Below are 25816 nucleotides of genomic sequence, written 5' to 3'. Positions count from 1 at the left end.
CTCTCCCGGAGACTCCCGTGCCAGACGAACTCACCCGCTTCCTCGCCGCGCTCAGCCCCGCCAGCCGCGAGAAGGTCCGCGCGCAGCCCCGCGAGCGGCAGCAGCAGCTGGCCGACGCCTGGGAGACGGAGCTCACCGAGGACACCGACCTCGACACCCTCGACGAGGTGTCCCCCGTCGCGGCGGAGGACGAGGCCGCCGAGCGGGTCGTCCGGAACCTGCTCAAGGACTGACCCCGGGCTCCCGAGCCGTCGGCCGGCCCGGACGTCGCAGCAGGCCAGACCTCGGTCGTCCCGGCCGCAACGGCTCAGCCGTCAGGCGGCCCGGCCGTCAACCTGCCCAGACGCGGTCCGCGTAGGCGAGGAAGTTGCCTCCCATGATCTTGGCGATCCGCTCCTCGCCGTAGCCCCGCTCCTCCAGCATGCGTATCAGGGTGCGGAACTGGTCGACGCCGCGCAGGTCCTCGACGAACGGCAGGGTGTCGCTGCGCTCACCCGCCGCGCCGACCCCGGCGCGGGCGCGCTCGGCGACGTGGTCGGCGAGACGGGCGCGGTAGGCGTCGAGGTCGTCCACGGCCGTGACCGGGCCGTCCGTGCCGATGCCCACGGCGTCCTCGCCGCAGACGTCGACGGCGTGCACGATGTGCTCGACCACGTCGGCGGCGCGGGCGTGGCCGGACAGCGTGAGGAAGGGCATGAAGTAGACGCCCACGAAACCCCCACGGTCCGCGACCAGGCGCAGCTCCTCGTCGGTCTTGTTGCGCGGGAGGTCGGCCAGCGCGCGGCAGCCGGTGTGGTTGATCGAGACCGGCTGGCGCGAGACGCGTGCGGCCTCCAGGCAGGTGCGCTCGCCGCTGTGGGAGAGGTCGACCATGAGGCGGTGGTCGTTGAGCGCGGACACGGTCTCCCGGCCCAGCTCGGTGAGGCCGCGGTTCTCCGGGGCCATCGAGCCGTCGCCGAGGTGGTTGGCCTGGTTGTAGGTCAACTGGACGACGCGGACCCCGCGGCGGGCGAAGAGCTCGACCCGCTCGCCGATCCCGGCGTGGTTCTCGCCGACCGCGACGGCGTTCTGGAAGCCGTAGACGACGCCTACGCGTCCCTCGGCGTGCGCGCGCCTGATGTCGTCCGCACGCAGCACCTTCAGCAGGCTCTCGGGACGCGCCGCGATGATCTCGTCCCAGACGTCCAGCTCGCGCAGGGTGTGCCGGTAGGGCGGGAGGTCGCCGAGGGTGTAGCCGAGGGTGATGTTGACGGCGGACAGGCCCGAGGCCTTGGCCTCGGCGAGGGCGCGCGCGTCAATGACGAGCTCCGCGCTGGTCTGCTGCAGCTGTGCGGCGGCCTCGGGCGCGGCGTTCGGGTTGTCGAGGGCGCCCAGGGCGTTGACGATCGGGAAGCCGGGACGGTGGGGGCTGGTGGTGGTGCTCATGCCTGGTCGGCTCCGTTCTCGCCGTTCCCGGTCGCGCCGGTCCGGTCGGCGTTCTCGGTCGTCTCGGCCCTACCGGTCCTCCCGATCCCGCCGGTCCTCCCGGTCGGGGCGAGGCACTCGGCCTCGAACTCGGCGCGGTCGTGGCGTCGACCGCGCTTGACCACGTGGACGACGCTGCGCAGGGCGGCGAGCGACCGCACCGGATCCTCCTCCAGGACCACGAAGTCCGCCTGTTTGCCCGCCTCGACGGTGCCGAGGCGGTGCTCGGCGCCGAGGCTGAGCGCGCCGCCGTGGGAGGCGCAGCGCAGCGCCTCGGCGGGGCTGAGGCCGCAGCGGTCGACGAGGTAGTCGAGCTCGTCGAAGAGCGGCGGCCAGGGCTCGCCGAGGTCGGGATCGCGGTCGGTGCCGGCGCTGACCGTCACGCCGGCACGCAGGGCCTGGCCGGTGAGCGCCGCACTCAGCCCGTCGTGGGCGAGGGCGCGGGCGTGGCCCTCCTGGTCCCCGGCCCGGGCGGCCTCGCGGGCGAGCGTCGCCCACAGGCTCGCCGTCGCGTCCAGGACCGTGCCCCGGCTGCGCATCTCCGCGAAGAGGGCACCGAGCTCGGCGTCGTCACCCGCCGCGAAGCGGGCGAAGTCGACCGGGGGCTTGTCCCGGTACGTGGTGAGCGGCCGCTCGGCCGCCTCGTGGACGAGCAGGTGCGCGTGCGAGACCGAGTCGACCCCGGCCGCGACGACCTGGCCCGGCGTGGCCGGGAAGACGGCGGCGTGCGCCCAGACGGCGAGGCCCTGGCGGTGCGCCTCGGTGGTGATCGCGGCGACGAGCTCGCCGGGGAGGTCGGCGTAGATCTTGACGGCGGTGGCGAAGGTGCCGCGGGCCATGGCCACCGCGAGCGGGAGATCCGTTCCGGCGGTGACCGCCTGCATCCAGGGAACCTCGCCCGGGGTCGCCCCCTGGGAGACCTGCCAGGTGCGCGGGTCGTCGAAGAAGCCGGGCCCCGCCATGAGCGCCGCGTAGTGGATGTCGGGCGCCGCCAGCTCGCCGACCAGGGCAGCCCGGGCGAGATCCGCGACCTGGCGCAGGTCGTCGGCCATGTCGCGGGTGGCGGTGACGCCGCCGTAGAAGTCCCGCCGGAGCGTCGCCTCGGCCAGCGGGCGGTCGGGCGGGGTGGCGATGTGCTGATGGGAGTCGATCAGGCCGGGGATGACGTGGCGGCCGCCGAGGTCGAGAACGTCGATGCCGGCCAGCTCGGCGGCGGGGACGTCCGCGTCCGGCGCGACGCGCCGGATCGTGCCGTCCGTGACGAGGATCGTCACGCCCGTGCGCGCAGGCGCGCCCGTGCCGTCCAGCAGTGTGGCACCGCGGTACGCGTGCTCCATGTGCCCTCCCCTTTCCGGTCCTCTCCCGGCCTTCCCGGGCTGTCCCCGATTCTCGGGAATGGTGTTGCAACAGGTGAAACATCTGCTTCAATACTTGCAACACCAGCGTGAGCCACACCCTAGCCGACCCCACCGACAACCCGACAGCCCGACGCACACCCCCGAAGGGAGCCCTCGTGCCCGCCTCATCGAGCTCAGCCGTCGACAAGGCGCTCGACCTGATCGAGACCGTCGCCGGCTCCGATCGGCCGCTGCGGCTCGCCGAGGTCGCCGAGCGGGTCGGTCTGCACCGCGGCACGGCCTACCGGGTCCTGGTGGACCTGGTCCGGCGCGGCTGGGTGATGCGCGTGGGCGACCACTACCTGCCCGGTACGGCCGTGCTGCGGCTCTCCCGGTCGGCCGCCGCCACCTCGCTGGCGGGCGTCTCCCGGCCCGTTCTGGAGGAGCTCGCCGAGGGGACCGGGATGATGGTGAACCTCCAGGTCCTGGCCGGCGATCGGGCGCGCGTCGTCGACGTGGTGCGGCCGGACCGGCTGGAGATGATCAGCGATCTGCGCGACGAGCTGTTGCCGGTGCACCGGTTCGCCGGTCCGCTGGCGCTGGTGGCCGCGCTGCCGCCGCCGGACAGGGCCCCGTACCTGGCCCCGGCCGAGGCGGACGGCCACGTCATGGAGGGGCCCGACGGTCTCCTGGGCGCTCTCGACCGGGCGGCGCAGACCGGATTCGCCGTCCAACGCGGGCGCGCCGAGCGGCTTATCGGCTCGCTGAGCCGCGCGGTCACGCCGACGCCGGACGCCCCGCCGCTCTGCGCGCTCACCCTCGTCGGGCCGGTCGGCGAGTTCGACGACGAGCAGCTGACCGCGCTGGAACAGCGGCTGCGCGCCGCCACGGACCGCCTGGGCGACGAACTGCTGCGCCTGACCGCGCCGGGCGCCGCCCGCCGCGCCACCGGCACCGGCACCGGCACCGGCACCGGCACGACTGCCACCGGCGCCGGCACCGACACCGTGACTGACACCGACCGGCACGACCGCGAGGAGGGGGAGCCGTGACCACCGAGCCGTTCCTGGTCCTGGACCACGCGCGTACGCAGGCCGCGCTCGCCGACGCCGATGCGCTGGCTGCGGCGCTCACCGGCGCTCTGGTCGCGGTGGCGCGGGGAGAGGCGTCGACGCCGCCCCGGATCGCGGCCCGCACGCCCGCGGGGCTGCTCGGCGCGATGCCGGGCCATGTGCCGGGGCTCGGCCTGGCCGCGAAGCTGATCACGGTCTTCCCCGATCCCGGCCGCCCCGGCCGCAGCACGCATCGCGGGCTGGTCGCCCACTTCGACGAACGCGACGGCCGCCTGCTCGCGATCCTGGACGCGGAGCCGCTGACGGCCGTGCGCACCGCCGCCACCGCGACGCTGGCGCTGCGCGCCCTCGCCCGCCCCGACGCCAGGCGCGTCGCGGTGATCGGCACCGGCACCCAGGCGGCCGCGCAGCTGGCCCTGCTCACCCGGCCGCGGCGCGCGGGCGCGCACCACGACCTCGACGTCGAGGTCGTGGTGGCCGGGCGGACGCCGGCACACACGGCGGCGACGGCACGGCGCTTCGGGGTCGTGGCCGCCGCCTCCGTCGAGCAGGCGGTTCGCGGCGCGGACGCGGTGCTGTGCTGCACGGGTGCGGGCTCCCCCGTGATACGCCGGGAGTGGCTGGCGCCGGGCGCCCACGTCGGTTCCGTCGGCGGTTCGGACGGGCCGGAGCTGGACGACGCGACGATCCGCGACGCCTCGCTGTTCGTCGAGTGGCCCGGGGCAGCAGCGGCGGCTCCACCCGCCGGGGCCCACGAGTTGCAGGGCGTGCCCGCGGCGCGGGTCACCCTGCTGGGCTCCGTCCTGTCGGGCTCCCACCCGGGCCGTCGCGACGCGGCGGAGCTGACCGTCTTCAAGTCGACGGGCCACGCGGCGCTGGACGTGGCCGCGGCCTCGGTCGCCTATGCGAGCGCCGCGGCGAGCCGGACGCTGGGTTCGAGGGATGCGCCCTGAGGGTCCTGCGTCCTGAGGCCCTGCGTTACGCGGGGTCAGCGGCCAAGGTCAGACCGTAGTCGGCGGTGTCCCGGGCGGGCCCGTTCGGGACGCCGGTGCGTCTGCCCGGCCAAGTCCGCGCGGGTCAGATTCCTCCGCGCGAGACCGTGGGGCCGTATCTCTCCAACCCTTTCCACAGGATCCACGCCACGCCCTCCGACGGCAGCGACACCCGCCGCGGGGCTTCGCCCCCGTCGAGCTCCAGCGTCAGCCAGCCGTGCTCGAGCTCGACCGACAGGTCCATCTCGCCCTCGAGGGTCACCTCGTCGACACGAACCGTCCGGACGAAGCAGACACGCGCCTCCCGGTACATCGCACGACCCCGATTCCGTCGATGAACACACCCGTCCCACCAGCGTGCGCGCCCGTCGCGCACCCCGCACCCCGAAAGGAGACCGAGGCGGCAGGGACCGTGACACCGGCAACGGCGCAGGTCAGCGCGGAGATAGGGCAGAGAAAGGGCAGAGAATGGGTGGACGGTTCGCGTCGGGCGCCGTGTCGCCTCCCCAACGGGGAGGGCACGGACGCGCCCTGACGACACGGTCGCATTCCGCCGATGTCAGGTCGGCTTCAGTACGGCAGCGGGCGGCCCGAAGGCGTCCGCAGATCGAGCGGGGGCTGCGGGCGCGGCGGGGTGGGCCGCTTGGTCACCCTCGTGCCAGCCATGTCGTCACCTCTTCGATCAGGGGATGATCCAACCGGTGTCTGCCCCCACACCGGCCGTTCAATCACCGCTCCCCCACCGGGTCGAGAACCACTCAAGCGCCGACGGTCTCGACACGCTCAGCCCGTGGGCAGCCCGACCAGGGCGGCGAGGACGCCGAGGACGCCCGCGCCCAGGAGGGCGCTGACGACGCCTCGTCGCAGCGCCAGGAGCCACACCGCGGCCGCGGCGAGGACCGCGTACTGCCAGGCGTGGGTGAGAGCCAGGGCCAGGGGGACGGCGGAGCCGGCGATGGCGCCGATGACGGCCGGCCCCGCTCCGGTGAGGAACGCCTGGACGTGGCGGTTGGCGCGGAGCGCGTCGAAGTGGCGGCCACCGAGGATGACGAAGAGGAACGAGGGCGTGAAGGCGACGGCCGCGGCGAGCAGTCCTCCGCCCACTCCGGCGGCGGCGTAGCCGACGACGGCGACGGTCTGGACGACCGGGCCCGGGGTGATCTGGCCGAGGGCCACGGCGTTGAGGAACTGAGCCGCCGTCATCCAGTGATAGTGGTGGACCGCGTCGGCCTGCATGAGCGGGATGATGACGAAGCCGCCGCCGTAGGAGAGGGCGCCGACCTTGAAGGCGACCCACGCGAGGGAGAGCAGACCGCCCGCCGCCGGAGCGGCGACCGCGAGCGGCAGCGGCCATGCGCCCGTCGCCCCCGGCCTGGCGCGGACGGCGACTTCGAGGAGTCCCGTGGCGACGAGGAGGAGGACGAGCCACGGCCCGACGGTCGCCGCCGCGGCAGCTCCGGCGAGGGCGTAGCCGATCCAGCGCGCACGGGCCGTGCGGGCGGAGCCGGCCCGCTTCCAACTGCCGGGCACCAGGCCCCAGGCCGCGTGGACGGCCACGGCCGCGACCGCCCCTCCCGCTCCGGCGGCTGCGCCGCGCACCCACCCGGGCGTGCCGGAGGCGAGGAAGAGTGCGGCGAGCGCCAGGATCAGGACCAGCCCCGGAACGATGAAACAGAGCCCGCCAAGGATCGCCCCGGCCACGCCGCGCAGGCGCCATGCCGTGTAGATCGCCAGCTGCGTCGAGGCCGGGCCGGGCAGCAGGTTGGTGGCGGCGATGCCGTCCTCGAACTCGGAGGCGGCGATCCAGCCGCGCTGCTCGACGCAGAGCTGTCGCAGCAGCGCGATGTGGGCCGGCGGTCCGCCGAAACCGATGCAGCCGATCCGGCCCCACTCCCGGGCGATGGTGGCCAGCGACACCGGCGTCGGCAGGGCCGGGTCCTGCTCTTCGGCTGTCGTCACGTCAGTGGGGTGCTTCCGGCTCGGCTCGGGCTCCGTCGTCCTCGACGGTATGCGACGGCCGGGCGGCGGGGGCCACCGGGGCACGAAGGTGCCCGAGGTTACGGGGCAGCCCGCAGCTGGTGCGAGCAGGCGGAACGCTCCAGGCCGACGGCGTCGGGGCGTTCGCGCACGGTGGCACGGGCCCTCGTTGCACGGCCCATGCGTCCATGCTATCGAGGACAGGTGAAGAAACGATCAACTGTTCCCGGTCGTCATCCGGAGAGCCGCCGCGACCGCCCGGCCGGGGCCGTGTCCGACCGGGCGGCCCGTCCCACGGTGACCGTCTGCCGTGGCTGCTGCTGCGGCACGCCCAAGGTCCCCCGCCTCGACCATGCCGCGCAACTGCGCGAGCTGCGCGCCGCGTTGGCGGACAGCGCGCACGTGCGGGCGGTGGACTGCCTGGACGTGTGCGAGCGGGCCAATGTCATCGTCGTGCAGCCGTCGCCGGACGGTCGGCGGGCGGGCGGCCGACCGGTATGGCTCGGACTGGTCAACGACCGCGACGCCACCGCGGACATCGCGACCTGGACGGGCGCGGGCGGCCCCGGCCTCGCCGAACCGCCCGGCGTCCTCGACCTGTACGCCTTCCAGCCCTCCCGGCGCGTCCGCGAGGCGGTCGAGGACTGACGGACTCGCGCCCTCATGGACCTGTCCGCCGCGCAACCGGGCGTCGCCGGACTCGGGGTGCGCATGTGCCACGCGGACGGTGCGCCCGCGGTCGTGGTCGTGGACCTCGACGGCGGCTGCGAGGCCGCCGCGGACCACACACGCCCCTGGCGGCGCCGGTCCCGCGCCGCGATCCCGGACCTTCCCCCGCCCGCCGACCCGCGCAGCGAGGACCGCACCGCGGCCTTCCACACCGTCGGCCCGGAGCGGCGGACAGCCGTCGCTGTCGGCCATCCGGGTGTCGATCCGTCAGATTCCGTGGACGGGGCTGCGACTCGCGCATCCTTGTGCCATGAGCGAAGACCAGCCGGCCCTCCGCGTCGCCCACACAGCGGATCTGGAGCCGGACGAACTCACCGCCGCGCGAGCACTGCTCTACCGGACCTTCGACGACATGTCGGAGGACGACTGGGAACACTGCCTCGGCGGGGTCCACGCCTTGCTGCGGCAGCCCAGCGGCCTCGTCGTCGCGCACGGCGCGGTCGTCCAACGGCGGCTGCTGCACAGCGGGCGGGCCTGGCGCGTCGGTTACGTCGAGGGCGTCGCCGTGGAGGCGACCCTGCGCCGGCGCGGCTACGGCAGTGCCGTGATGGCCCCGCTGGAGCGGGTCATCGACCGCGCCTACGACTTCGGCGCACTCGGCGCCTCCGAGGAGGGCCTCGCCTTCTACGCCGCCCGCGGCTGGCGCCCCTGGCAGGGGCCGACATCCGCCCTCACACCCACCTCCGGCATCATCCGGACCCCCGACGAGGACGGCTACATCTTCGTCCGCCGCGACGGGTACCGCCTCGACCTCACCGGCGAGCTCACCTGCGACTGGCGCGACGGCGAGGTGTGGTGAGGCCCCACGAAGCCGTGAACGGCACCGTCACTGACGGTCCGAAGGCTGCGGGCCGGTGATCAGCTGCCCGTCGAGGTGGATGCCGACGTTCTGCCCGAGCACCTGTCCGATCGTCATGAGGGTGCGCAGCTGCGGGAGGGTTCGGCCGGTCTCCGCGCGGGAAAGCGCAGCCTGGGTGATACCGGCCAGGTCGGCGAGCTGGGCCTGGGTGAGGCCGCGCGACTTGCGCAGGCGTGCGAGGTGTTCACCCAGCGTTCGAGCGAACGGGGCCAGCGGATCGTCGGGCGTCATGCGCTGTACCGCCAGAGTTTGCCGGTGTCGATGACCCAGTCACGCACGCTGACCTTCTCGCCGAAGCTGGAGGCGAGACGGTTGCGGTAGGCCGGGCGGCCGTCGCGACTGGTGATGTCCCAAATCTCCCGCGTGCTCTCCTCGCTCATATACCAAAGTATATCGACGCGGCCGCGAGGCGAGGGGGAATAGGTGCCGACGGGTGTGCGTTGTGAGGGCCAGAAGGCTTGAAAACGACTTCCATTTCACTGAGTGGAGTGGCGGTCGCTCTGGACAGGAGGACCCATGGCCCGCAGCGAACTGCGCCCGATCGTCAAGCTCCGCTCCACCGCCGGAACCGGCTACACGTACGTGACCCGCAAGAGCCGCCGCAACGACCCGGACCGCCTCGTGCTGCGCAAGTACGACCCCGCGGCCGGTCGGCACGTCGAGTTCCGCGAGGAGCGCTGACCCGCGCAACCGTTCCGCACCACACGCCCACGACCCGAGAGGCATCCCGCGATGAACACCACTTACCAGCCCGTCGTCTTCCGCGACCGCGCGGCCGACGTCGCCTTCCTCACGCGGTCCACGCTGACCAGCGACAGGACCGTCGAATGGTCCGACGGCCGGAGCTACCCCGTCGTGGACGTGGAGATCTCATCCGCCAGCCATCCCTTCTACACCGGCAACGCCCGCGTTCTGGACAGCGCCGGCCGCGTCGAGCGCTTCGAGCGCCGCTACGGAAAGGCCGCCGCTCGGGCGTGATCAAGGCAGGGGCCGTCGCCGCGATATGCGGCGACGGCCATTCGTGTCCGAGGGCGGCTCAGGCGCGGGGCGCGAGCTGCTCCTCGGTCGGAGCCGCCTGGGCGGGGGTGCGCGGGATCGCGAAGGGGCGCATGAGGACGTAGTAGAGGGCCGCGGAGACGATCAGGCCGAGGAGCCAGGAGATGTCCGCGCCGCCGAGGTGGGCGACCATCGGCCCGGTGTAGTAGCTGGTGCTGACGAAGGGCACCTCGACTGCGACGCCGATCAGGTAGGCGGCCATGGTGCGCCAGTTGACGCGGCCGTAGCGGCCGGCCGGGTCGAAGAGCGCCGGGATGTCGTACTGCTCGTGGCGGATCAGGTAGAAGTCGACCAGGTTGACCGCGGTCCACGGCACCAGGAAGTACGTCAGCAACAGGATGAAGTTCTCGAAGGTGCCGAGGAAGTCGCCCTGCGCCAGCAGGGCCAGGCCGGTGCCGACGGCCGCCGCGCCGAGGATGAAGGCGGCGCGCAGTCCCTGGCCGACGCGGAAGCGCAGGACCGCGCCGAGCGTGGTCGTGGTCGACATGAAGGCGCCGTAGAGGTTGAGCACGTTGACCGCGAGCACGCCCAGCACGACGACCAGGAAGAACACGCCGGAGACCGAGCCGGGCGCAAGGCCCACGACGTAGGCGACCGAGTCGGCGCCGAACGCCTTGGGCGCGACCGCGGCGGCGACGCAGCCGAAGGCCATCATCCAGATGCTGGCGCCGACCGAGCCCGCGTAGGTCCAGCCGAAGGCGGCCGCGCTGCTGGTGTTCTCGGGCAGGTAGCGCGAGTAGTCGGCGACGTAGGGCGCATAGGTGATCTGCCAGGTGGCCGCGATGGAGACGACGAGCAGGAAGGTGCCGACGTCGAGGGAGCCCGCGTGCCACAGGCCGGCCGGCTGCGGGGCCGTAAGCAGCCGATAGCTCAGGTAGACGAAGCCGACGGCGCTGACCAGGCTGATCCAGCGCTCCACCTGGTGGATCAGCCGGTAGCCGTAGAGCGCCAGCACGGCGCAGACGGCGGAGACGGCGATGACGCACGCGGTGCGCGGCAGGCCGGTCCAGGCGGCCAGCGCGGAGCCGCCGAGGACGGAGCTGCTGGCAAAGAAGCCGATGTACATGAGGATGACCAGGAGCAGCGGCAGCACCGCGCCGAGCACGCCGAACTGGGCCCGGCTCTGGATCATCTGGGGTATGCCGAGCTTGGGCCCCTGCGCGGAGTGCAGCGCCATGAAGACGCCGCCGAACAGGTTGCCCACCACCAGGGCGAGGACCGCCCAGGGCAGCGGCAGGCCGAGGACCACGCCCAGGGCGCCGGTGACGATGGTGGTGATCTGCATGTTCGCCGCGAACCAGACGGTGAACAACGACCGCGCCTTGCCGTATCTCTCGTCGGCCGGCACGAACTCGAGGGCGCGTTGCTCCATGAGGCCACCTTTGGTGAGGCGAGGTGTGGGGTGGGCCACATCTTCGTGTATAGAGTCAGGCAGGTGTCAAGGGCATGAATGAAAACTTTCACCCCGGAGCTTCAGCCTGTGGACGGTCCGCCGATCCTGCACGGTCGTGATGCGTGCGCCCGGGCGGCGCGGGATCGTGGAGGGGTGGGCATCATCGTGCTGATCGAACCGCAGGCGGGGCACACCCCGAACCTCGACGGCAAGAGCTGGGTGGTCGGCGGCCTGAAGGCCGTCCACGCCGCGCCGTCCGACGCCGGGACGCCGGACGACCCGGCCGAGCGGACCCTGTGCGGCCTGGACACCGCGCCGATGGAGAAGCACAGCTACCACCCGACGGCGCCCGGCTCGCACTGGTACCCGCCGAACCTGACGCCGTGGCTCTGCCACACCTGCGACGCCGCACTCAAGCAGCGACACCGCGCTGAAGCCGTGAACCCCTCATGACCGCCTTCACCGCCTTCACCGCCGCGCAGCGCGCGTACCTGGACGGCCAACGGCTCGGCCGGATGGCCACGGTCGACCCCTCCGGGCAGCCGCAGGCCAATCCCGTCGGGTTCTTTGCGCAGGACGACGGCACGATCCTGATCGGCGGGCTGCGGATGGGCGCCACCAAGAAGTGGCGCAACCTGCAGGCCAACCCCAGGATCTCGCTCGTCGTCGACGACCTGGTGAGCATCCGCCCCTGGCGGGTCCGCGGCGTCGAGATCCGCGGCACCGCCGAACTGCTCACCGGCCCCCATGAGTTGGGCCCGCACTTCAGCCCGGAGGTGATCCGGGTCCATCCGGAGCACGTCATCAGCTGGGGCCTGGACGACTGAACCGGCTGCGCCCTGGGGCCACCTGGCGGCGAAAAGTGGTTGTCCGGACCGTCGCGGCCCTGCCACCATCCGGCGCATGACGAAGAGAATCGAGCCCTTCCCCGCCCGGTGAGCGTCCAGGACGAGCGCAAGGCGCTCGAACCCAGGCCGACCCTGCTCGCGCTGGCAGAACGCCTTCACCAGCTGACCCCTGACGACCCGCTGCCCAAGGACGCTCTTGCTCGCCCGGCCAGGGCGGCGCGCTCCCGCGACGAGGACGTCGGGGCCGTCCTTGCGGCCCACTTCGAGGACCCCGAGACCGCACGACTGCCGGAGCACGCCGGCGAAACCGGCCGCCACCTGCTCCACAACGGCGCCGACGTCCCCGCCGCGGCCACCGGACTGGCGCTCCCAAAAGGCCGCGCCGAACCCCAGGACGCGGAAGCAGTACGCCTGTTGGGCCTACTCCCGTGCTTCACGAGACGAGCCGCCGCGGTGCTGTCCGGCTTGGGGGACGCCGCGGCCCAGCTGGCCTGGCTGGCCGACCCGGCGCCCGAAGGGCACCGGAGCAGCGTGATCGAGGCCCTGTGTGCACAGCCAGGACCGGAGTCACGGGAGTGGCTGCGCGAGCGGCAGCCCGACCGGCTGGGCCCCGCTTACGGGCGGCAGCCGGGCGTCGGCGGAGGCCCACGGGTTCCCCTGGCCGCCGCGGCCCGCAGGGCCCTCACCGGAGGAGTGAACCCGAGCGTGCCGGGCGGGGTCTACCGGTACGGGTAGTGCTGGGAGTGGTCGCCCGCGTCCCAGGCGGCGCGGAGGCCGGGGGCGGTCGGGTCCCAGTCCGGGCGGACGTCGCGGGTGACCTCGCGCAGGTCGCGGCGGAGGTCCTCGATCGAGGGGCGGCCCCAGTACCAGTAGCCGTTGTAGACGCTGTGGATGACCAGGCCCGGCTTGAGCACGAGCGTGTGCGGGATCATCGGGTCGTGGGTGGTGTCGGTGTACTCCTGGATGTCCAGGTCCTGCTGCACCTTGCGGCCCACGTCGGACAGGAAGGTCCACTGTGCGCCGACGGCGGCGCGGAACTCGTTCAGCTCGAAGAGGTTGTCCGTCGCGATCGTCACGACCTGGGTGTACGCGACGGCGATCTCAGCCCAGTGGGCGGCGAGTTGGAGGTGCTGCTGGTGGTCCTTGGGGCAGAAGTGGCCGCGGGAGAGGATCAGCACCATCGGGTCGCCGCCCTGCAGTTCGCTGAGCTTGCGGCGGGCCTTGGTGTGGTCGGTCAGCTCGTAGTCGGGGAAGACCCCACCCGGCACGATGTCGGCACGCATCTTCGGCTCCTCACGGTTCTTCCGGCTACGGACGATCTCGATCTCCATCATGCCCCGGCCCACCCGGGATCGCGGGACGTATCGGCTGCTCCGCCGCTCCGCTGCGCGAACCCTTGTTCAACTGATCGGGTTGAACTATTTTCTCGGCACGCCACCCACCTGCGCCCCGCACCCGCACCCCGCGCGAAGGAGCATGCCCGTGTCCGAGCAGACCGTCGCCTCCCCCACCGTCAGAACCCAGCGCCTGAACGGCGGTGTGCTGGGCATGGTCGACATCGCCGCGGCCACCATGGCCAACATCGGCCCGGCGATGAGCTTCTTCTTCGGCTTCGGCTTCCTGGCCACCACCGCCGGGGTCGCCTCCCCGCTCACCGTCATCGCCGCGGGCATCGCCGTGGCGCTGCTGGGCAACACGCTCGCGCAGTTCTCCCGGGCGCACCCCTCGGCCGGCAGCTTCATCACCTTCGTCGGCAGGACCTTCGGCCCGACCAGCGCCGTCACGACCGCGCTGCTGGCCGGCCTCGGCTACATCATCGCCATGGCGTCGGTGATCGCCGTCTCCGGCGGGTTCCTGGAGACGACGCTCCACCACTACCTCACGTGGAACGTCCCCTGGATCATCTGGACGCTGATCCTGACCGGCGTCGCCGTCGTGCTGATGGTCCGCGGTATCGCCGTCTCCACCAAGCTGGCCGGGCTGTTCTTCGGCGTCGAGATGCTGGTGCTGGTCGTCGTCTCGGTCGCGGCGATCGTCGACCACGCCGGGCACCTCTCGCTCGCCCCGTTCGAACCGGGCCGGATCAGCGGCGGCTTCCAGGGGCTCGCCGAGGGCTTCCCGCTGGCGGTCTACCTGTTCATCGGCTGGGAGAACTCCGCCGCGCTCGCCGAGGAGACGCAGGACCCGCGGCGCAACGTCGGCCGGGCGGTCTTCCTCTCCATCGGCGTCATGTCGGTCAGCTACGTGCTCTTCTCCTACGCCACCCTCACCGGGTTCGGCTACGACGTCACCAAGGTCGGCGCGTCCGCCGTCCCGTTCATCGACGTCGCCCAGGGGACCCTGGGCGTACTGGCGTTCTTCGCCTACCTCGCCGGGCTCACCTCGACGCTCGGCGCGCTGATCGCGGGCACCAACTCCCAGGCGCGGCTGGTCTTCAACGCCGGACGCGAGGGCCTGCTGCCGAGCGCGGTCGGCGCGGTGCACCCCACCCGGCGCACGCCCACCCGGGCCATCCTCACCTTCGTCACCATCTCGCTGCTCATCATCGGCGGTTGGGGCCTCGGCCACCTGCTCGGCGGGCACGCCTCATCGGGCGCGATGGACCCGATGGTCTTCTTCGCCGAGTCGTCCACCATGGGCACGATCCTGGTGCTGCTGGTGTACCTCGCGTCCAACATCGCGCTGCCGTTCTACTACCGGCGCTACCGGCCCAGCGAGTTCCGCTGGACGCGGCACGCGCTGCTGCCGGGCCTCGGCGCGGCGGCGATCCTGGTGCCGCTGTACTACCTGGTCAAGCCGGGACAGCCGAGCCCGTACGACTGGTTCCCCTACCTGGCGCTCGGCATCCTGCTCGCCGCGGTCGGCTACGCCGCGGTGCTGGTCCGGCGGGACCCGACGCTGGGCGACCGCGTCGGCTCGATCGTCGCGGACAGTCACGCGGGCTGAGCGGGCTGAGCGGGCTGAGCGGGCCGACCGAGGGCGGGCGAGGGTTAGGGTGACCGCGTGGTGAGCACCGCGGGCAAGTTCGGCCCCTACAACCAGGCGGCTCCGTTCCCCGCCTTCCCCGGGGCCGGACCGCAGAGCGGCGCCGACCTGGTCCGTTCGCGCATCGCGCTGCTCGTCCGGCTCTCCGCGTTGCGGCCCGGGGACCGCCTGCCGGACACCGGCCGTCTCGCCGAGCAGCTCGGCATCGGCGAGATGACGGTACGCCGCGCGCTGGAAGGAATGTGCCAGGACGGGCTGCTGGACCGGCGGCGCGGCCGCACCGGCGGCACCTTCGTCTCCGGCGACTGGCACGCCGTCGTGCCCGCCTGCCACGACCCGGCCGCAGCGGCCTCCGTTGACGCGTTCCTGCTGCTGCTGGAGTGCGGGCTGGTCGCCCACGCCTCCGGCGAGGTGGCCGCCGAGCAGCTGAAGGGCCTGCGGGATCTGGCCGCCCGCACGCGCGAGGTCGGCCCGGACCCGGACCGGCTGCTGGAGCTGGACACCCGCTTCCACCTGGACCTGGCCGAGACCCTCGGCGGCCCGGCGGTGCGCGAGGTCGCCGCGGACCTGCTCGGCCGGCTCAGCCTGCTGCGGCCGCTACCGGACGCGGACGCGGTCCTGCGCCGGAACCGTTGCCGCGAACAGCTGTTGACGCACCTCACCGCAGGCAGGACTGACCGGGCCGTCAGCGCGGTCAAGGAGCTCCACGCGACGGCGTCCGGACCGGCCGAGAAGGCGGCCGGCCCGGACGTCGCGGGCTGACGGGAGTGGGCTGACAGCGACGCTTCGGCGTCAGCGCACGTCGTAGCGGTCCAGGTCCATGACCTTGGCCCAGGCGGCGACGAAGTCCGCCACGAACTTCTCGTGCGCGTCGTCACCCGCGTAGACCTCGGCCACGGCCCGCAGCTCGGAGTTGGAGCCGAAGACCAGGTCGGCGCGGCTGCCCGTCCAGCGGACCCGGCCGGAGGCGTCACGGCCCTCGAAGGCGCTCGCGTCCTCGGCGACCGGGGTCCAGGTGGTGTCCAGGTCGAGCAGGTGGACGAAGAAGTCGTTCGTCAGCGTGCCCGGCCGGTCGGTGAACACCCCGAGCGAGGAACCCTGGTGGTTGGCGCCCAGCACGCGCAGGCCGCCGACCAGGACCGTCATCTCCGGTGCCGACAGCGTCAGCAGGTTGGCCTTGTCCAGCAGCAGGTACTCCGCACCGAGGGTGTTGCCCTTGCCGAGGTAGTTGCGGAAGCCGTCCGCGATCGGCTCCATCGCGGAGAAGGACTCGACGTCGGTCAGGTCCTGGGTCGCGTCGCCGCGGCCCGGCGTGAACGGCACCTCGACCGTCACCCCTGCGTCCTTCGCGGCCTGCTCGACGCCCACGCCGCCCGCGAGGACGATCACGTCGGCGAGCGAGACCTGCTTGCCGCCCGACAGCCCGGCGTTGAACGCCTGCTGCACGCCTTCCAGGGCGCGCAGCGCGACGGCCAGCCGGTCGGGGTCGTTGACCTCCCAGCCGGCCTGCGGCTCCAGCCGCACGCGGGCGCCGTTGGCGCCGCCGCGCTTGTCGCTGCCGCGGAAGGAGGCCGCGGAGGCCCACGCCGTCGACACCAGCTGCGCGACGGACAGGCCCGCCCCGGCGATCTTCGCCTTGAGCTTGGTGACGTCCGAGGCGTCGAGCTGCGAGCGGGACTCGGCGGGAACCGGGTCCTGCCACAGCAGCTGCTCGGCCGGGACCTCGGGGCCGAGGTAGCGGGCGATCGGGCCCATGTCGCGGTGGGTCAGCTTGAACCAGGCCCGGGCGAAGGCGTCCGCGAACGCGGCCGGGTCGGCCAGGAAGCGGCGCGAGATCGGCTCGTAGATCGGGTCGTAGCGCAGCGACAGGTCCGTGGTGAGCATGGTCGGCTGGTGCTTCTTGGCCGGGTCGAACGGGTCCGGGACGGTGCCCGCGCCGCCGCCGTCCTTCGGACGCCACTGGTTGGCGCCCGCCGGGGACTTGAACAGCTCCCACTCGTAGCCGAAGAGGATCTCGAAGAAGCTGTTGTTCCAGGTGGTCGGGGTGTCCGTCCAGATCCCCTCCAGGCCCGAGGTGATCGCGTCCGCGCCCTTGCCGGTGCCGAAGGTGGACCTCCAACCGAGGCCCTGCTGCTCGATCGGCGCGTCCTCCGGGTCCGGGCCCACGTTGTCGGCCGGGCCCGCGCCGTGGGTCTTGCCGAAGGTGTGGCCGCCGGCGATGAGCGCGACGGTCTCCTCGTCGTTCATCGCCATCCGGTAGAACGTCTCGCGGATGTCGCGGGCGGCGGCGATCGGGTCCGGGTTGCCGTTGGGGCCCTCGGGGTTGACGTAGATCAGGCCCATCTGGACCGCGCCGAGCGGGTTCTCCAGCTGGCGGTCGCCGGTGTAGCGCTCGTCGCCGAGCCAGGTGGTCTCCGGCCCCCAGTACACGTCCTCGTCCGGCTCCCAGGCGTCGACGCGGCCGCCGCCGAAGCCGAAGGTCGCGAAGCCCATGTCCTCCAGCGCCACGTTGCCCGCGAGGATGATCAGGTCGGCCCAGGACAGCGACTTGCCGTACTTCTTCTTCACCGGCCACAGCAGCCGCCGCGCCTTGTCCAGGCTGGCGTTGTCGGGCCAGGAGTTGAGCGGCGCGAAGCGCTGCTGGCCGGTGCCGCCACCGCCGCGCCCGTCGCGGATACGGTAGGTGCCGGCGCTGTGCCAGGCCATGCGGATGATGAACGGCCCGTAGTTGCCGAAGTCCGCCGGCCACCAGTCCTTCGAGGTGGTCAGCACCGTGCCGATGTCGCGCTTGACCTCCGCCAGGTCCAGCGCCGAGAACGCGGCCGCGTAGTCGAAGTCCTCACCCAGCGGGTTCGCCACGGCCGGGTTCTTCGCCAGGATGCGCAGGTTGAGCTGCTCCGGCCACCACTGGCGGTTCCCCCCGCCCTGCGTCGGGTGCGGCGCGCGCCCGTGCGCGACCGGGCAACCACCCGCTCCCCCCTCACTCGCTTCGAGATTGACGTCAATGTTCTCGGACATGGCAATCCTTCCGGGCTGGTCGGGCAAGTCCGAAGTCTGGCTGGCGGAAGAAGCGAGGGCACTCAGGCGCGCCGGGGAAGGCGGCGGACCTGCGTCCCCCGTGTCTGCACTGTACCCATCGCGAACGCCCCTGGCGGGGGACACGACGTTCGGTTCTCCGTCTGCGAACTCCCGGTCTGCGAACTCCCGCCCGCCGCCGGACGGACTCACCGGTCCTGGGTCCATTCTCACGCGCGCGGGGCGGGAAAAGACCGCACCGAACCAGGGGCAGTAGGTTGGGCGGCCACGGGGGTGGGACGGCCGAGGTCGAGGGGAGCAGCGGGTTGCGCGCAGTGGTGATGGACCGGATCGGGGAACCGGTCGTCGTGCGGGAGGTGCCGGATCCGACCCCGCCCGCGGGCGGGGTCGTGGTGCGGGTGCACGCGACGGGGCTCTGCCGGAGCGACTGGCACGCCTGGGCCGGGCACGACGACGTCGCGCTGCCACACGTGCCGGGGCACGAGCTGGCCGGGGTGGTCGTCGAGGTCGGCGCGGGCGTCGAACGTTGGGCTGTCGGGGACCGGGTGACCGTGCCGTTCGTCTGCGGGTGCGGGCGCTGCGAGCACTGCCGCTCGGGGAACGCACAGGTCTGCCCGCAGCAGGAGCAGCCGGGCTTCACACACTGGGGCTCCTTCGCCGAGCTGGTCGCCCTCCACGCCGCCGACACGAACCTGGTGGCGGTGCCGGAGGGGGTCTCCTTCGCGGCCGCCGCGAGCCTGGGCTGCCGGTTCGCGACCGCGTTCCGCGCGCTGACCGCCCGGGCCCGGCTGGAGGCCGGCGAGTGGCTGACCGTGGTCGGCACGGGCGGGGTGGGGCTCAGCGCGGTGATGATCGCGAAGGCGCTGGGCGCGCGCGTCGTCGCCGTCGACCGCCACCAGGTCGCGCTCGACGCGGCGAGCGCGCTCGGCGCGGACCACGTCCTGCTCGCGACCGGCCCGACCACCGACGGCGTGCTCCCGGACGGTCTGCCGGGCTCCGACGTCCCGGCCCGGGTGCACGAGCTGACGGGCGGCGGCAGCCAGGTCGCCGTGGACGCCGTGGGCAGCGAGCAGACCTGCGCGGACTCGGTGCTGAGCCTGCGGCGTCGCGGCCGCCACGTCCAGGTCGGCCTGCTGCCGCCGGTCGGCGGCCACCCCCGGGTGCCGATGGCCCGGGTCATCGGCTGGGAGCTGGACCTGCTCGGCAGCCACGGCATGGCGGCCGCCGACTACCCGGCGATGCTCGCCCTGATCGCGAGCGGCGCCCTGCGTCCGCAGCAGCTGATCGAGCGGGTCGTGGGGCTGGACGAGGCGGCCGCGCTGCTGCCGGTCTTCGACCGCGCCTCCCCCGCCGGAATGACGATGATCGATCCGCTCCGCGGCTGACGCGGCCGCCCCGGCGGGCGTGGCGTGGGCGTCCGCGCCGGTCCGCCGGGTCATGATGGCGCGGTGCGACTTGATCACGTTTCCTACGCGGTGGCCCGCGACAGCTTCGTCTCGACGGTTCAGCGGATCGGCTCGGCCCTCGGGGCCGGGTTCGTGGACGGCGGCGTGCACCCGCGCTTCGGGACCCGCAACTTCGTCCTCCCGCTGGCCGGCGGCACCTACGTCGAGGTGGTCACCACCCTCGACCACCCCGCCGCCGACCGCGCGCCCTTCGGGCAGGCGGTGGCCCGCAGGGCGGCGGAGGGCGGCGGTTGGCTCGGCTGGGTGGTCTCGGTCGACGACATCGCCCCGGTCGAGGAGCGGCTCGGGCGCACCTCCGCAGAGGGACACCGGGTCCGCCCGGACGGCTTCGACCTGCGGTGGAAGCAGATCGGCCTGCTGGAGCTGCTGGAGGATCCGCAACTCCCCTACTTCCTCCAGTGGTTGGTCCCCGCCGGGGAGCGCCCGAGCGCGGATCCGCGCACCTCGTCCCGGATCCAGGGCGTCTCCATCGCGGGCGATCCCGCCGCCATCTCCGAGTTCCTCGGCGAACCGGCGGACCATCCGCTGGACCAGATCGACGTCACCTGGGTCGAGGACGAGGAACCCGGCCTGGTCTCCGTCGAGTTCGCCACTCCCAAGGGCCCGGTCACGATCTGAGGACGCCCTTCCGGCAGCGTCGTGCGGTGGTGCAGAGTGTCCGCATGTCGACCGCGTACGCACCGATGCCGACCCACCTCGCGACCGAGAGGCTGCGGCTCCAGCCCTGGACCGACGCCGACGCCGAGGACCTGTGCCGCCTGGCCGCCGAACGCGGCGCCTCCGTGACCCCTCGCGTGGAGCGCGCTCGCGAGATCCTTGCTGAAGGCCGCGTGACCGCGGCGACGACCGGCCTGGCCCTGATGCGCGTCACGCGCCTCGACGGAGGCGACTTCATCGGCTACTGCGGCCTCCTGGTCGGCCGCGCAACCGTCGAGGAACCGGAGATCGCCTACGAGCTGCTGCAGCGCGCCCACGGCTTCGGCTACGCCACCGAGGCGGCACGTGCCGTGCTCGACGCCGCGGCGGCGACGGGCCGGGCACGGCTGTGGTCCACGGTCCGCCCGGACAACGCCCCCTCCTTCCGGGTCCTGGAGAAGCTCGGCTTCGAGCGCGACCACGTCTCCACGGAGGAGATCGGCGACCTGGTCTGGCTCACCCGTGCCCTCCCCTGACGACGGCCCCGTGCTCCGGCACCCTCGCCCGGCCCGGTCGAACCGCGGTCCTGGGCCGGGCGGCCCGCCGTCCGGCCGCCGAGCCGAGCCCCCGGCCGCGCCCGCGCCGCCTCACATCCGGGATATCAGCACGTCGACCTCACAGCCCGGTGCGAACGGGTCGAAGCCGTGCTCGATCAGCCAGCGAACCGCCAGCAGGCTTCGCAACGACCACCACGCGTGGATCACGTCCAGGTCGATCCCTGACGTCGCCAGGCCCTTCGAGAGTCCTGCGCACGGCGCCGATCCAGATCTTTGACGAAGTGTCACCTGCGGGCCACCCATCAGGGTTACCATCGCGCCGCGTGCATGCCAAGAGTGGGCACGCGGCCGACGCGTGCCGTCGGCCCCCTTCCGCCGTCCCGGAGGACCGATGGTCGCCTCGCGTCGCCCCGCCCAGCGTCGTCTCGTCTCATGCCTGCTGACCGCAGCCGCCTGCGTGATCCCGTTCGTCCTGCCGGGCGGCTCCGCCGCCGCGCAGGACACCGGTGGCCTGTCCCTGGCCGCGGGCACCTCGGTCGGGCTGCACAACACCTACAACGACACGTCCGCCTTCCCCTTCCTCGCACAGGCGCTGGACGCGGGCACCTCGCTGGTCGAACTCGACACCTGGGTGGACCCGTTCACCAAGGAGTGGAAGGTCAGCCACGCCAACCCGCTGGGCAACTCCAACAACTGCGTCGACGCGAGCAGCGCCGCGGACCTCTACCGGGGCGGCGCCAACAAGGACCTGGGCAGCTGTCTGGACGACATCCGGATCTGGCTGGCGGCGCACCCCGGCCACCCGCCGATCATGATCAAGCTGGAGATGAAGGCCGGCTTCGACGCCACCGTCGGGCTCGGCCCCACGCAGCTGGACTCCCTGGTCCAGGCCCACCTCGGCACCGACGTCTACCGGCCCGCCGACCTGATGGCCGGCTACCCGTCCCTGGACGCCGCGGCCCGCGCGAACGCCTGGCCCAAGCGCTCCGCGCTCGCGGGCAAGGTGATCCTCGAGGCCATCCCGGGCACCTTCGAGCAGGACAACCCCTTCGACCACCTGTGGACCGACACCGAGTACGCCCAGCACCTCGCCGCCCTCCAGGCCGCGGGCACCCTGGGCCAGGCCCAGATCTTCCCCTCCGTGCTCGGCGCCGCCTCCGGCGACCCGCGCACCCGCTACTCCGACGCGACCCTGCGCCCCTGGTTCGTGGTCTTCGACGGCGACGCCCACGCCTTCGTGGACGGCGGCATCGACACCTCCTGGTACGACACCAACCACTACCTGCTGGTGATGACCGACGCGCAGAACGTCGACCCCGCCATCTCCGACACCGCCCCCTCCCAGGCCGACGCCGACGCCCGGGTCGCCCAGCTGGCCGCCGCCCACGCGTCCTTCGTCTCCTCCGACTGGACCGGCCTGCCGTCGGTGCTGTCCGAGCAGCTCGCGCGCGGCTGAACGGCGGACTCCGGAAGTCTCCGGAGGATTCCGGGGCCGGGCTGTCACACGTGCGGGCCGCCGCTTGTCATAGGTGTGAAAGCATCGAAAGCGGTGAGGAGATCGTCATGGAAGCCCGTCTGAACCTCTTCGGCAGCGGCATCGGCCCCGCCCTGTTCAAGTACGTGAACTCCGCCGGCAAGGTCGTCTCGGACTCGTCCCTGCCCCATGCCACACAGGAGCTGGTCAAGATCCGAGCCAGCCAGATCAACGGCTGCGGCTTCTGCACCGACATGCACACCAAGGACGCCACCGCCGCCGGGGAGACGGCCCAGCGCCTCAACCTGGTGGCGACCTGGCGTGAGGCCACGGTCTTCACCGAGGCCGAGCGCGCCGCGCTGGAGCTCGCGGAAGAGGGCACCCGGATCGCGGACGCGGCCGGCGGCGTGAGCGACGAGGTGTGGCGGAACGCAGCGAAGCACTACGACGACGAGCAGTTGGCCGCGTTGATCGGTCTCATCGCGATCATCAACGCCTACAACCGCATCAACGTGATCAACCGTCAGCCCGCGGGCGACTACCAGCCCGGCATGTTCGGCTGACCGCGGCCCGACGCGCCGTGGCGCCCCGGCTCTCCACGAGCCGGGGCGCCGCGCCGTGTCCGCACGCCGGAGCGCTCAGCAGGCCGCCTTGTACACGTACTTGGCGATCTGCGGATCGTTCAGGTTGTCCTTGGTGATGGCCACCATGGTCGTCCCGATCGACGCCTGCACCGGCTTGCCCGCGAACGCCGCGGCCAGCTCGTCCACCGCCTGGACGCCGATCGCCGCCGGGTCCTGGGCGACGAGCACCTGCAGGGTGCCGTTCTTGAGCGCGGTGATCTCGTCCGGCTCCGCGTCGAACGCGGCCACCTTGACGACGCCCTGCTTGCCCGCCTGCGCCAGGCCGGTGGCCACGCCCTGCCCGGTGTTGGTGTTCCCCGCGAAGACCCCGCCGAGGTCGGGGTGGGCGGCCAGGGTGGACTGGATCTGCGAGGCCGCCGTGGCCGGCAGGTCGTTGTCGTAGAGGGTCGGCAGCACCTTGATGCCCGGATACTTGGCCATCTCCTCGCTGAATCCCTTGATCCGGGCGTCCGTGGTGGAGATGCCGGGCTTCACGCTGATGACGATGACGGAGCCCTTCTCGCCCATCTGCTTCGCCAGCGCGTCGGCGGCGACCTGGCCGCCCTTCTCGTTGTCGGAGGAGATCCGGGTGATCCCCACGGAGGTGTCGGTGACGGACGTGTCCACCAGCGCGATCTTCGTCCCCGAGGCCTGGATCTGCTTCAGCGACGGGGTCAGCGCCGCAGTGTCCACCGGCGAGATCATCAGGCCGTCCGGGTGCGCGGCGCCGACGGAGTCGATCAGCGGGCGCTGCACGGAGACGTCCCACTGGGCCGAGCCGTCGGCGGTGAAGCCGATGCCCTTGGCCTTGGCCTCGGCCTGGGCGGCGCAGGTCATGGTGATGTAGAAGGGGTCGCTCTTCACGCCGGTGATCATGGCGATCTTCTTGCCTCCGGCTCCCGCCGCCGGGCCCGGGCTGCCCGAGGAACTGCAGGACGCCGTGGCGGCCAGGGCGAGGACGGCCGTGGTGGCCGCGAGAAGTGCGCGCTTGCGAGAAGTCGGCGATGTGGTGCTCGACATGGTGGTGTCCTCTCTTGCGGCTGTGGGCTCCGCTGCGGGCTCCGCTTCAGCTGCGCTCGCGCGTACGGCGGCGCATCTGGTCGATGTAGACGGCGGCGACCAGGACCACGCCCACCGCCACGTCCTGCCAGTACTGCTGGACGCCGATGACGATCAGTCCGGTGTTCAGCACGGCCGGGATGAAGACGCCGATGACGGTCCCGAGCACCGAGCCGCGCCCGCCGAAGAGGCTGGTGCCGCCCAGGACCACCGCCGTGATGACCTTGAGGTTGTCGGTCGAGTGCCCGGCGATCGAGGTGGTGCCGTAGGAGGCCAGCCACATCACCGCGCCGAGCCCGGCGAGCAGGCCCATCAGGGCGTAGACCTTGACCAGGTGCGCCCCGACCCGGATGCCCGCACGGCGGCTCGCGGCCGGGTTGGAGCCGATGGCGAAGGTGTGGGTGCCGAACCGGGTCAGGCCCAGCACCAGACCGAAGACCAGGGTGACGCCGGCCGCGAGGATCACCAGCCACGGGATGCCGAGCAGCTTGCCGAAGCCGAGGGTGTTCTGCAGGTTGTTCGCCGCGGCTTCGGCCGGATCCTGGCCGCCGGTGGCGAGTTCGGCGATGCCGAGCGCGGCCCCGAGCCCGCCGAGGGTGACGATGAGCGGTGGCACCTTCTCCGTGGCGACGACGGCTCCCTGGAGCGCTCCCCAGGCCGCGCCGACCGCGAGCGCGATGGCGACGCAGATCGCGACCGTTCCCCAGCCCGCTGCGGCGCCGCCGTGGTGGATGTTCCACTCCCCCGCCGCGACCGCGGCCAGGACGAGCACCGAGCCGATGGACAGGTCGATGCCGGCGGTGATGACCACGTAGGTCATGCCGACGCCGAGCACCAGGTAGATGGCCGCGTTGACGGCGATCTGGGTGAGGTCGTAGGCGGTGAAGAACTTGCCGGGGGCTGCGATCGTGAAGAACACGACGAGCGCGGCGAGGATCAGGAAGGTCCACAGCTCACCGATGCCGGCGGCGCGGCGCAGCAGCGGCGGCGTCCGGGCGACGAGCGTCTGCGCGTGCGGTCGCGGCCGGGTCTCGGTCGTCGTCATCGGACCTCCTCGTCGGACGGCTGCTGCTCCGGTACCTCGTCCGGCTCCGGCTGCTGTTCCGGCTCCAGTTCCGGTTGCCGCCCGGACGCCTGAAGCGACGGTTCGGGCGCCGCGGCGGACCCGTCGGCACGGTCCAGGGAGCCGGTCATCGCGCCGACCAGCTCCTCGATCGAGGTGTCCGCCGCACGCAGCGAGGCGACCCGGCGTCCCAGCCGCAGCACCTCCACCCGGTCCGCGACCGACAGCACTTCGGGCATGTTGTGGCTGATCAGCACGACGCCGATGCCACGGTCCGCCACCCTGCGCACCGTCTCCAGCACGCGTGCGCGCTGCACCACGCCGAGCGCGGCGGTGGGTTCGTCGAGGAAGACGACCCGGTTGGCGAAGGCCACCGCGCGGGCCACGGCCACGGACTGGCGCTGCCCGCCGGAGAGCGCCGCCACCGGGGCCGTCGGGTCCTTGAGCGTGACGCCGAGTTCGGCGAAGGCGCGCACCGCGTCGCGGCGCATCGCCGGGCGGTCCAGCACGCCGAGCCTGCCGAGCACGCCTTTGCGCAGCAGCTCACGGCCGAGGTAGAGGTTGGCCGGCGCGTCCAGGTCCTGGGCCAGCGAAAGGTCCTGATAGACCGTCTCCACCCCGGCGCGGCGCGCGTCCTGCGGTCCGCCGAAGCGCACCGGCGCTCCGTCGAGCAGGATCTCGCCGCCGTCCGGGGCGAGGACGCCCGAGAGGACGCCGACCAGTGTCGACTTGCCCGCGCCGTTGTCGCCGATCAGGGCCACCACCTCGCCGGCGTAGGCCGCGAAGTCGGCTCCCTGCAGCGCCTGCACATGCCCGAACCGCTTGACCACGCCGCGTGCTTCCAGCAACGGCTCCGCCACGGCACACCTCCCCGCGATGCGTCGAGGACAACGTTGTCGTCGTGGCTCAGGATTGAACAGGCAAGCTGACGGCACGTCAATGCCCCCTGCAAGACTGCCGCTTCTCTCCACGAAATCGGCAACGTTGTCTATGCTGTGCCGCAGTCGGGTGCACCCGAAGGCGTTCCCCGGAAGGGACGGTGGCAAGCAGATGCCGGCCGGCACGGATCGTCCCGGAGTCCCGATCAGGCCCACCATGAAGGACGTCGCGGCAGCGGCGGGCGTCGGCCTGAAAACCGTCTCCCGCGTCGTCAACGGCGAGGCCGGGGTGAGCGAGGCCACGGCCGGGC

30 protein-coding genes and 1 pseudogene are annotated in these 25816 nt (G+C 72.6%); 18 read left to right on the top strand and 13 right to left on the bottom strand.

All coding sequences use genetic code 11. The features are described from left to right. Positions 1-17 precede the first annotated feature (17 nt). Entirely contained in the window at positions 18-233 is a 216-nt protein-coding gene (locus TR49_RS06755) for a hypothetical protein (RefSeq protein WP_042378241.1), read from the top strand. A gap of 97 nt (positions 234-330) precedes the next feature. Here TR49_RS06755 and TR49_RS06750 read toward each other — a convergent pair whose 3' ends face one another. After that, the gene (locus TR49_RS06750) at positions 331-1425 is read right to left on the bottom strand and encodes a dipeptidase (protein ID WP_042378240.1); all 1095 of its coding nucleotides are present in this window, start codon (positions 1423-1425) and stop codon (positions 331-333) included. Next, positions 1422-2801, bottom strand: a complete 1380-nt coding sequence (locus TR49_RS06745; protein ID WP_063770036.1) for an amidohydrolase family protein — start codon at positions 2799-2801, stop codon at positions 1422-1424. Before TR49_RS06745 ends, TR49_RS06750 begins: the two co-directional genes overlap by 4 nt. Positions 2802-2977: 176 nt before the next feature. Between TR49_RS06745 and TR49_RS46315 the strand changes: the two genes are divergently transcribed. Beyond that, on the top strand, positions 2978-3853 hold the full coding sequence (locus TR49_RS46315) for an IclR family transcriptional regulator (protein ID WP_063770035.1): 876 nt from the start codon (positions 2978-2980) through the stop codon (positions 3851-3853). Continuing rightward, the gene (locus TR49_RS06735; protein WP_236653246.1) at positions 3850-4827 is read left to right on the top strand and encodes an NAD(P)-binding domain-containing protein; all 978 of its coding nucleotides are present in this window, start codon (positions 3850-3852) and stop codon (positions 4825-4827) included. The genes TR49_RS46315 and TR49_RS06735 overlap by 4 nt, the downstream gene beginning before the upstream one ends. A gap of 124 nt (positions 4828-4951) precedes the next feature. Here the strand turns inward: TR49_RS06735 and TR49_RS06730 are convergent, their stop codons facing one another. Both TR49_RS06730 and chrA read right to left on the bottom strand, forming a co-directional pair. Further along, entirely contained in the window at positions 4952-5179 is a 228-nt protein-coding gene (locus TR49_RS06730) for a hypothetical protein (protein ID WP_042378239.1), read from the bottom strand. 470 nt (positions 5180-5649) lie between these two features. After that, positions 5650-6825: a chromate efflux transporter gene (chrA, locus tag TR49_RS06725; RefSeq protein ID WP_042378237.1), complete on the bottom strand. Its 1176-nt coding sequence runs from the start codon at positions 6823-6825 to the stop codon at positions 5650-5652. A gap of 222 nt (positions 6826-7047) precedes the next feature. Here chrA and TR49_RS06720 point away from each other — a divergent pair, with 222 nt between their 5' ends. Both TR49_RS06720 and TR49_RS06715 read left to right on the top strand, forming a co-directional pair. Beyond that, complete coding sequence (locus TR49_RS06720; RefSeq protein ID WP_439654082.1) at positions 7048-7491, top strand: (2Fe-2S) ferredoxin domain-containing protein; 444 nt, start codon at positions 7048-7050, stop codon at positions 7489-7491. A 331-nt stretch (positions 7492-7822) separates the two neighbouring features. Next, on the top strand, positions 7823-8371 hold the full coding sequence (locus TR49_RS06715) for a GNAT family N-acetyltransferase (RefSeq protein WP_042378235.1): 549 nt from the start codon (positions 7823-7825) through the stop codon (positions 8369-8371). Positions 8372-8398: 27 nt separating this feature from the next. On the opposite strand, the gene TR49_RS06710 is transcribed toward TR49_RS06715, so the two are convergent. Beyond that, positions 8399-8662: a helix-turn-helix transcriptional regulator gene (locus TR49_RS06710; RefSeq protein ID WP_052434062.1), complete on the bottom strand. Its 264-nt coding sequence runs from the start codon at positions 8660-8662 to the stop codon at positions 8399-8401. Next, positions 8659-8811 carry a hypothetical protein gene (locus tag TR49_RS43595; protein ID WP_160311548.1) on the bottom strand — a complete coding sequence of 51 codons (153 nt, stop codon included), beginning with the start codon at positions 8809-8811 and terminating at the stop codon, positions 8659-8661. The genes TR49_RS06710 and TR49_RS43595 overlap by 4 nt, the downstream gene beginning before the upstream one ends. 136 nt (positions 8812-8947) lie before the next feature. Here TR49_RS43595 and rpmG point away from each other — a divergent pair, with 136 nt between their 5' ends. Together rpmG and TR49_RS06700 are read left to right on the top strand one after the other, a co-directional pair. Further along, positions 8948-9112, top strand: a complete 165-nt coding sequence (gene rpmG / locus TR49_RS06705; RefSeq protein WP_042364137.1) for a 50S ribosomal protein L33 — start codon at positions 8948-8950, stop codon at positions 9110-9112. Between the two features lie 51 nt (positions 9113-9163). Next, the gene (locus tag TR49_RS06700) at positions 9164-9409 is read left to right on the top strand and encodes a type B 50S ribosomal protein L31 (protein ID WP_042378234.1); all 246 of its coding nucleotides are present in this window, start codon (positions 9164-9166) and stop codon (positions 9407-9409) included. A gap of 58 nt (positions 9410-9467) precedes the next feature. Here TR49_RS06700 and TR49_RS06695 read toward each other — a convergent pair whose 3' ends face one another. After that, entirely contained in the window at positions 9468-10859 is a 1392-nt protein-coding gene (locus TR49_RS06695) for a purine-cytosine permease family protein (protein WP_042378232.1), read from the bottom strand. A 174-nt stretch (positions 10860-11033) separates the two neighbouring features. Here TR49_RS06695 and TR49_RS06690 point away from each other — a divergent pair, with 174 nt between their 5' ends. From TR49_RS06690 to TR49_RS06680, 3 genes are all read left to right on the top strand, one after another. Then, positions 11034-11333 carry a hypothetical protein gene (locus tag TR49_RS06690; RefSeq protein WP_052434061.1) on the top strand — a complete coding sequence of 100 codons (300 nt, stop codon included), beginning with the start codon at positions 11034-11036 and terminating at the stop codon, positions 11331-11333. Continuing rightward, on the top strand, positions 11330-11707 hold the full coding sequence (locus tag TR49_RS06685) for a PPOX class F420-dependent oxidoreductase (protein WP_042378231.1): 378 nt from the start codon (positions 11330-11332) through the stop codon (positions 11705-11707). The genes TR49_RS06690 and TR49_RS06685 overlap by 4 nt, the downstream gene beginning before the upstream one ends. Positions 11708-11815: 108 nt before the next feature. Next, positions 11816-12463, top strand: coding sequence for a hypothetical protein (locus TR49_RS06680; RefSeq protein ID WP_042378230.1), 648 nt, complete (start codon positions 11816-11818; stop codon positions 12461-12463). Here the strand turns inward: TR49_RS06680 and TR49_RS06675 are convergent. Beyond that, positions 12448-13011 (bottom strand): peroxiredoxin family protein, encoded by a 564-nt coding sequence (locus TR49_RS06675; protein ID WP_052434083.1) that lies wholly within the window; start codon positions 13009-13011, stop codon positions 12448-12450. The two genes, TR49_RS06680 and TR49_RS06675, sit on opposite strands and share 16 nt — an antisense overlap. A 193-nt stretch (positions 13012-13204) precedes the next feature. Between TR49_RS06675 and TR49_RS06670 the strand changes: the two genes are divergently transcribed. Both TR49_RS06670 and TR49_RS06665 read left to right on the top strand, forming a co-directional pair. Continuing rightward, a complete protein-coding gene (locus TR49_RS06670; RefSeq protein WP_042378229.1) occupies positions 13205-14674 on the top strand; it encodes an APC family permease in 1470 nt (489 codons plus the stop codon). A gap of 57 nt (positions 14675-14731) precedes the next feature. Further along, positions 14732-15475: a FadR/GntR family transcriptional regulator gene (locus tag TR49_RS06665; protein WP_042378228.1), complete on the top strand. Its 744-nt coding sequence runs from the start codon at positions 14732-14734 to the stop codon at positions 15473-15475. 30 nt (positions 15476-15505) lie between these two features. Here the strand turns inward: TR49_RS06665 and katG are convergent, their stop codons facing one another. Next, positions 15506-17731, bottom strand: a complete 2226-nt coding sequence (katG, locus tag TR49_RS06660; protein WP_042378226.1) for a catalase/peroxidase HPI — start codon at positions 17729-17731, stop codon at positions 15506-15508. A 323-nt stretch (positions 17732-18054) separates the two neighbouring features. On the opposite strand from katG, the gene TR49_RS06655 reads away from it, so the two are divergent. The 3 genes from TR49_RS06655 to TR49_RS06645 all read left to right on the top strand — a co-directional run bounded on the left by TR49_RS06655 (position 18055) and on the right by TR49_RS06645 (position 20387). Then, positions 18055-19134, top strand: coding sequence for a zinc-dependent alcohol dehydrogenase family protein (locus tag TR49_RS06655; protein WP_042378224.1), 1080 nt, complete (start codon positions 18055-18057; stop codon positions 19132-19134). Positions 19135-19197: 63 nt separating this feature from the next. Then, positions 19198-19833, top strand: a complete 636-nt coding sequence (locus TR49_RS06650; protein ID WP_042378223.1) for a VOC family protein — start codon at positions 19198-19200, stop codon at positions 19831-19833. 44 nt (positions 19834-19877) lie between these two features. Beyond that, complete coding sequence (locus tag TR49_RS06645) at positions 19878-20387, top strand: GNAT family N-acetyltransferase (protein ID WP_042378474.1); 510 nt, start codon at positions 19878-19880, stop codon at positions 20385-20387. A 111-nt stretch (positions 20388-20498) separates the two neighbouring features. Here the strand turns inward: TR49_RS06645 and TR49_RS41180 are convergent. Continuing rightward, a pseudogene (locus TR49_RS41180) lies at positions 20499-20627 on the bottom strand (aminoglycoside phosphotransferase family protein); the annotation flags it as partial. A 172-nt stretch (positions 20628-20799) separates the two neighbouring features. On the opposite strand from TR49_RS41180, the gene TR49_RS06640 reads away from it, so the two are divergent. Together TR49_RS06640 and TR49_RS06635 are read left to right on the top strand one after the other, a co-directional pair. Continuing rightward, positions 20800-21864: a phosphatidylinositol-specific phospholipase C domain-containing protein gene (locus tag TR49_RS06640; protein ID WP_042378221.1), complete on the top strand. Its 1065-nt coding sequence runs from the start codon at positions 20800-20802 to the stop codon at positions 21862-21864. 107 nt (positions 21865-21971) lie between these two features. Continuing rightward, positions 21972-22445 (top strand): carboxymuconolactone decarboxylase family protein, encoded by a 474-nt coding sequence (locus TR49_RS06635; protein ID WP_042378220.1) that lies wholly within the window; start codon positions 21972-21974, stop codon positions 22443-22445. A gap of 75 nt (positions 22446-22520) precedes the next feature. Here TR49_RS06635 and TR49_RS06630 read toward each other — a convergent pair whose 3' ends face one another. Genes TR49_RS06630 through TR49_RS06620 form a run of 3 tightly spaced genes read right to left on the bottom strand, consistent with a single transcriptional unit; the run spans position 22521 to position 25487 of the window. Further along, positions 22521-23525 (bottom strand): ABC transporter substrate-binding protein, encoded by a 1005-nt coding sequence (locus tag TR49_RS06630; protein ID WP_042378219.1) that lies wholly within the window; start codon positions 23523-23525, stop codon positions 22521-22523. 46 nt (positions 23526-23571) lie between these two features. Further along, on the bottom strand, positions 23572-24609 hold the full coding sequence (locus tag TR49_RS06625; protein ID WP_042378218.1) for an ABC transporter permease: 1038 nt from the start codon (positions 24607-24609) through the stop codon (positions 23572-23574). Continuing rightward, positions 24606-25487 (bottom strand): ATP-binding cassette domain-containing protein, encoded by an 882-nt coding sequence (locus TR49_RS06620; RefSeq protein WP_084724621.1) that lies wholly within the window; start codon positions 25485-25487, stop codon positions 24606-24608. The genes TR49_RS06625 and TR49_RS06620 overlap by 4 nt, the downstream gene beginning before the upstream one ends. Positions 25488-25503: 16 nt before the next feature. Here TR49_RS06620 and TR49_RS46985 point away from each other — a divergent pair. After that, on the top strand, positions 25504-25816 hold a 313-nt coding region (locus TR49_RS46985), incomplete at its 3' end, for a LacI family DNA-binding transcriptional regulator (RefSeq protein ID WP_439654087.1).

The organism is Streptacidiphilus melanogenes, assembly GCF_000787835.1.
Classification (GTDB): domain Bacteria; phylum Actinomycetota; class Actinomycetes; order Streptomycetales; family Streptomycetaceae; genus Streptacidiphilus; species Streptacidiphilus melanogenes.
The sequence above is the reverse complement of the archived record's forward strand: the minus strand, read 5'-3'. Positions and strand labels throughout refer to the sequence as shown.

Coding starts and splice junctions, on each gene's coding strand:
- TR49_RS06695 (WP_042378232.1), bottom strand. CDS start 10,859: ATGGAGCAACGCGCCCTCGAGTTCGTGCCGGCCGACGAGAGATACGGC.
- TR49_RS06730 (WP_042378239.1), bottom strand. CDS start 5,179: ATGTACCGGGAGGCGCGTGTCTGCTTCGTCCGGACGGTTCGTGTCGAC.
- TR49_RS06745 (WP_063770036.1), bottom strand. CDS start 2,801: ATGGAGCACGCGTACCGCGGTGCCACACTGCTGGACGGCACGGGCGCG.
- TR49_RS06700 (WP_042378234.1), top strand. CDS start 9,164: ATGAACACCACTTACCAGCCCGTCGTCTTCCGCGACCGCGCGGCCGAC.
- TR49_RS06625 (WP_042378218.1), bottom strand. CDS start 24,609: ATGACGACGACCGAGACCCGGCCGCGACCGCACGCGCAGACGCTCGTC.
- TR49_RS06645 (WP_042378474.1), top strand. CDS start 19,878: ATGTCGACCGCGTACGCACCGATGCCGACCCACCTCGCGACCGAGAGG.
- TR49_RS06675 (WP_052434083.1), bottom strand. CDS start 13,011: ATGCGTGCCGACATCGTGCCGGGTGGGGTCTTCCCCGACTACGAGCTG.
- TR49_RS06710 (WP_052434062.1), bottom strand. CDS start 8,662: ATGACGCCCGACGATCCGCTGGCCCCGTTCGCTCGAACGCTGGGTGAA.
- TR49_RS43595 (WP_160311548.1), bottom strand. CDS start 8,811: ATGAGCGAGGAGAGCACGCGGGAGATTTGGGACATCACCAGTCGCGAC.
- rpmG (WP_042364137.1), top strand. CDS start 8,948: ATGGCCCGCAGCGAACTGCGCCCGATCGTCAAGCTCCGCTCCACCGCC.
- TR49_RS06670 (WP_042378229.1), top strand. CDS start 13,205: ATGCCCGTGTCCGAGCAGACCGTCGCCTCCCCCACCGTCAGAACCCAG.
- katG (WP_042378226.1), bottom strand. CDS start 17,731: ATGTCCGAGAACATTGACGTCAATCTCGAAGCGAGTGAGGGGGGAGCG.
- TR49_RS06630 (WP_042378219.1), bottom strand. CDS start 23,525: ATGTCGAGCACCACATCGCCGACTTCTCGCAAGCGCGCACTTCTCGCG.
- TR49_RS06715 (WP_042378235.1), top strand. CDS start 7,823: ATGAGCGAAGACCAGCCGGCCCTCCGCGTCGCCCACACAGCGGATCTG.
- TR49_RS06750 (WP_042378240.1), bottom strand. CDS start 1,425: ATGAGCACCACCACCAGCCCCCACCGTCCCGGCTTCCCGATCGTCAAC.
- TR49_RS06640 (WP_042378221.1), top strand. CDS start 20,800: ATGGTCGCCTCGCGTCGCCCCGCCCAGCGTCGTCTCGTCTCATGCCTG.
- TR49_RS06685 (WP_042378231.1), top strand. CDS start 11,330: ATGACCGCCTTCACCGCCTTCACCGCCGCGCAGCGCGCGTACCTGGAC.
- TR49_RS06635 (WP_042378220.1), top strand. CDS start 21,972: ATGGAAGCCCGTCTGAACCTCTTCGGCAGCGGCATCGGCCCCGCCCTG.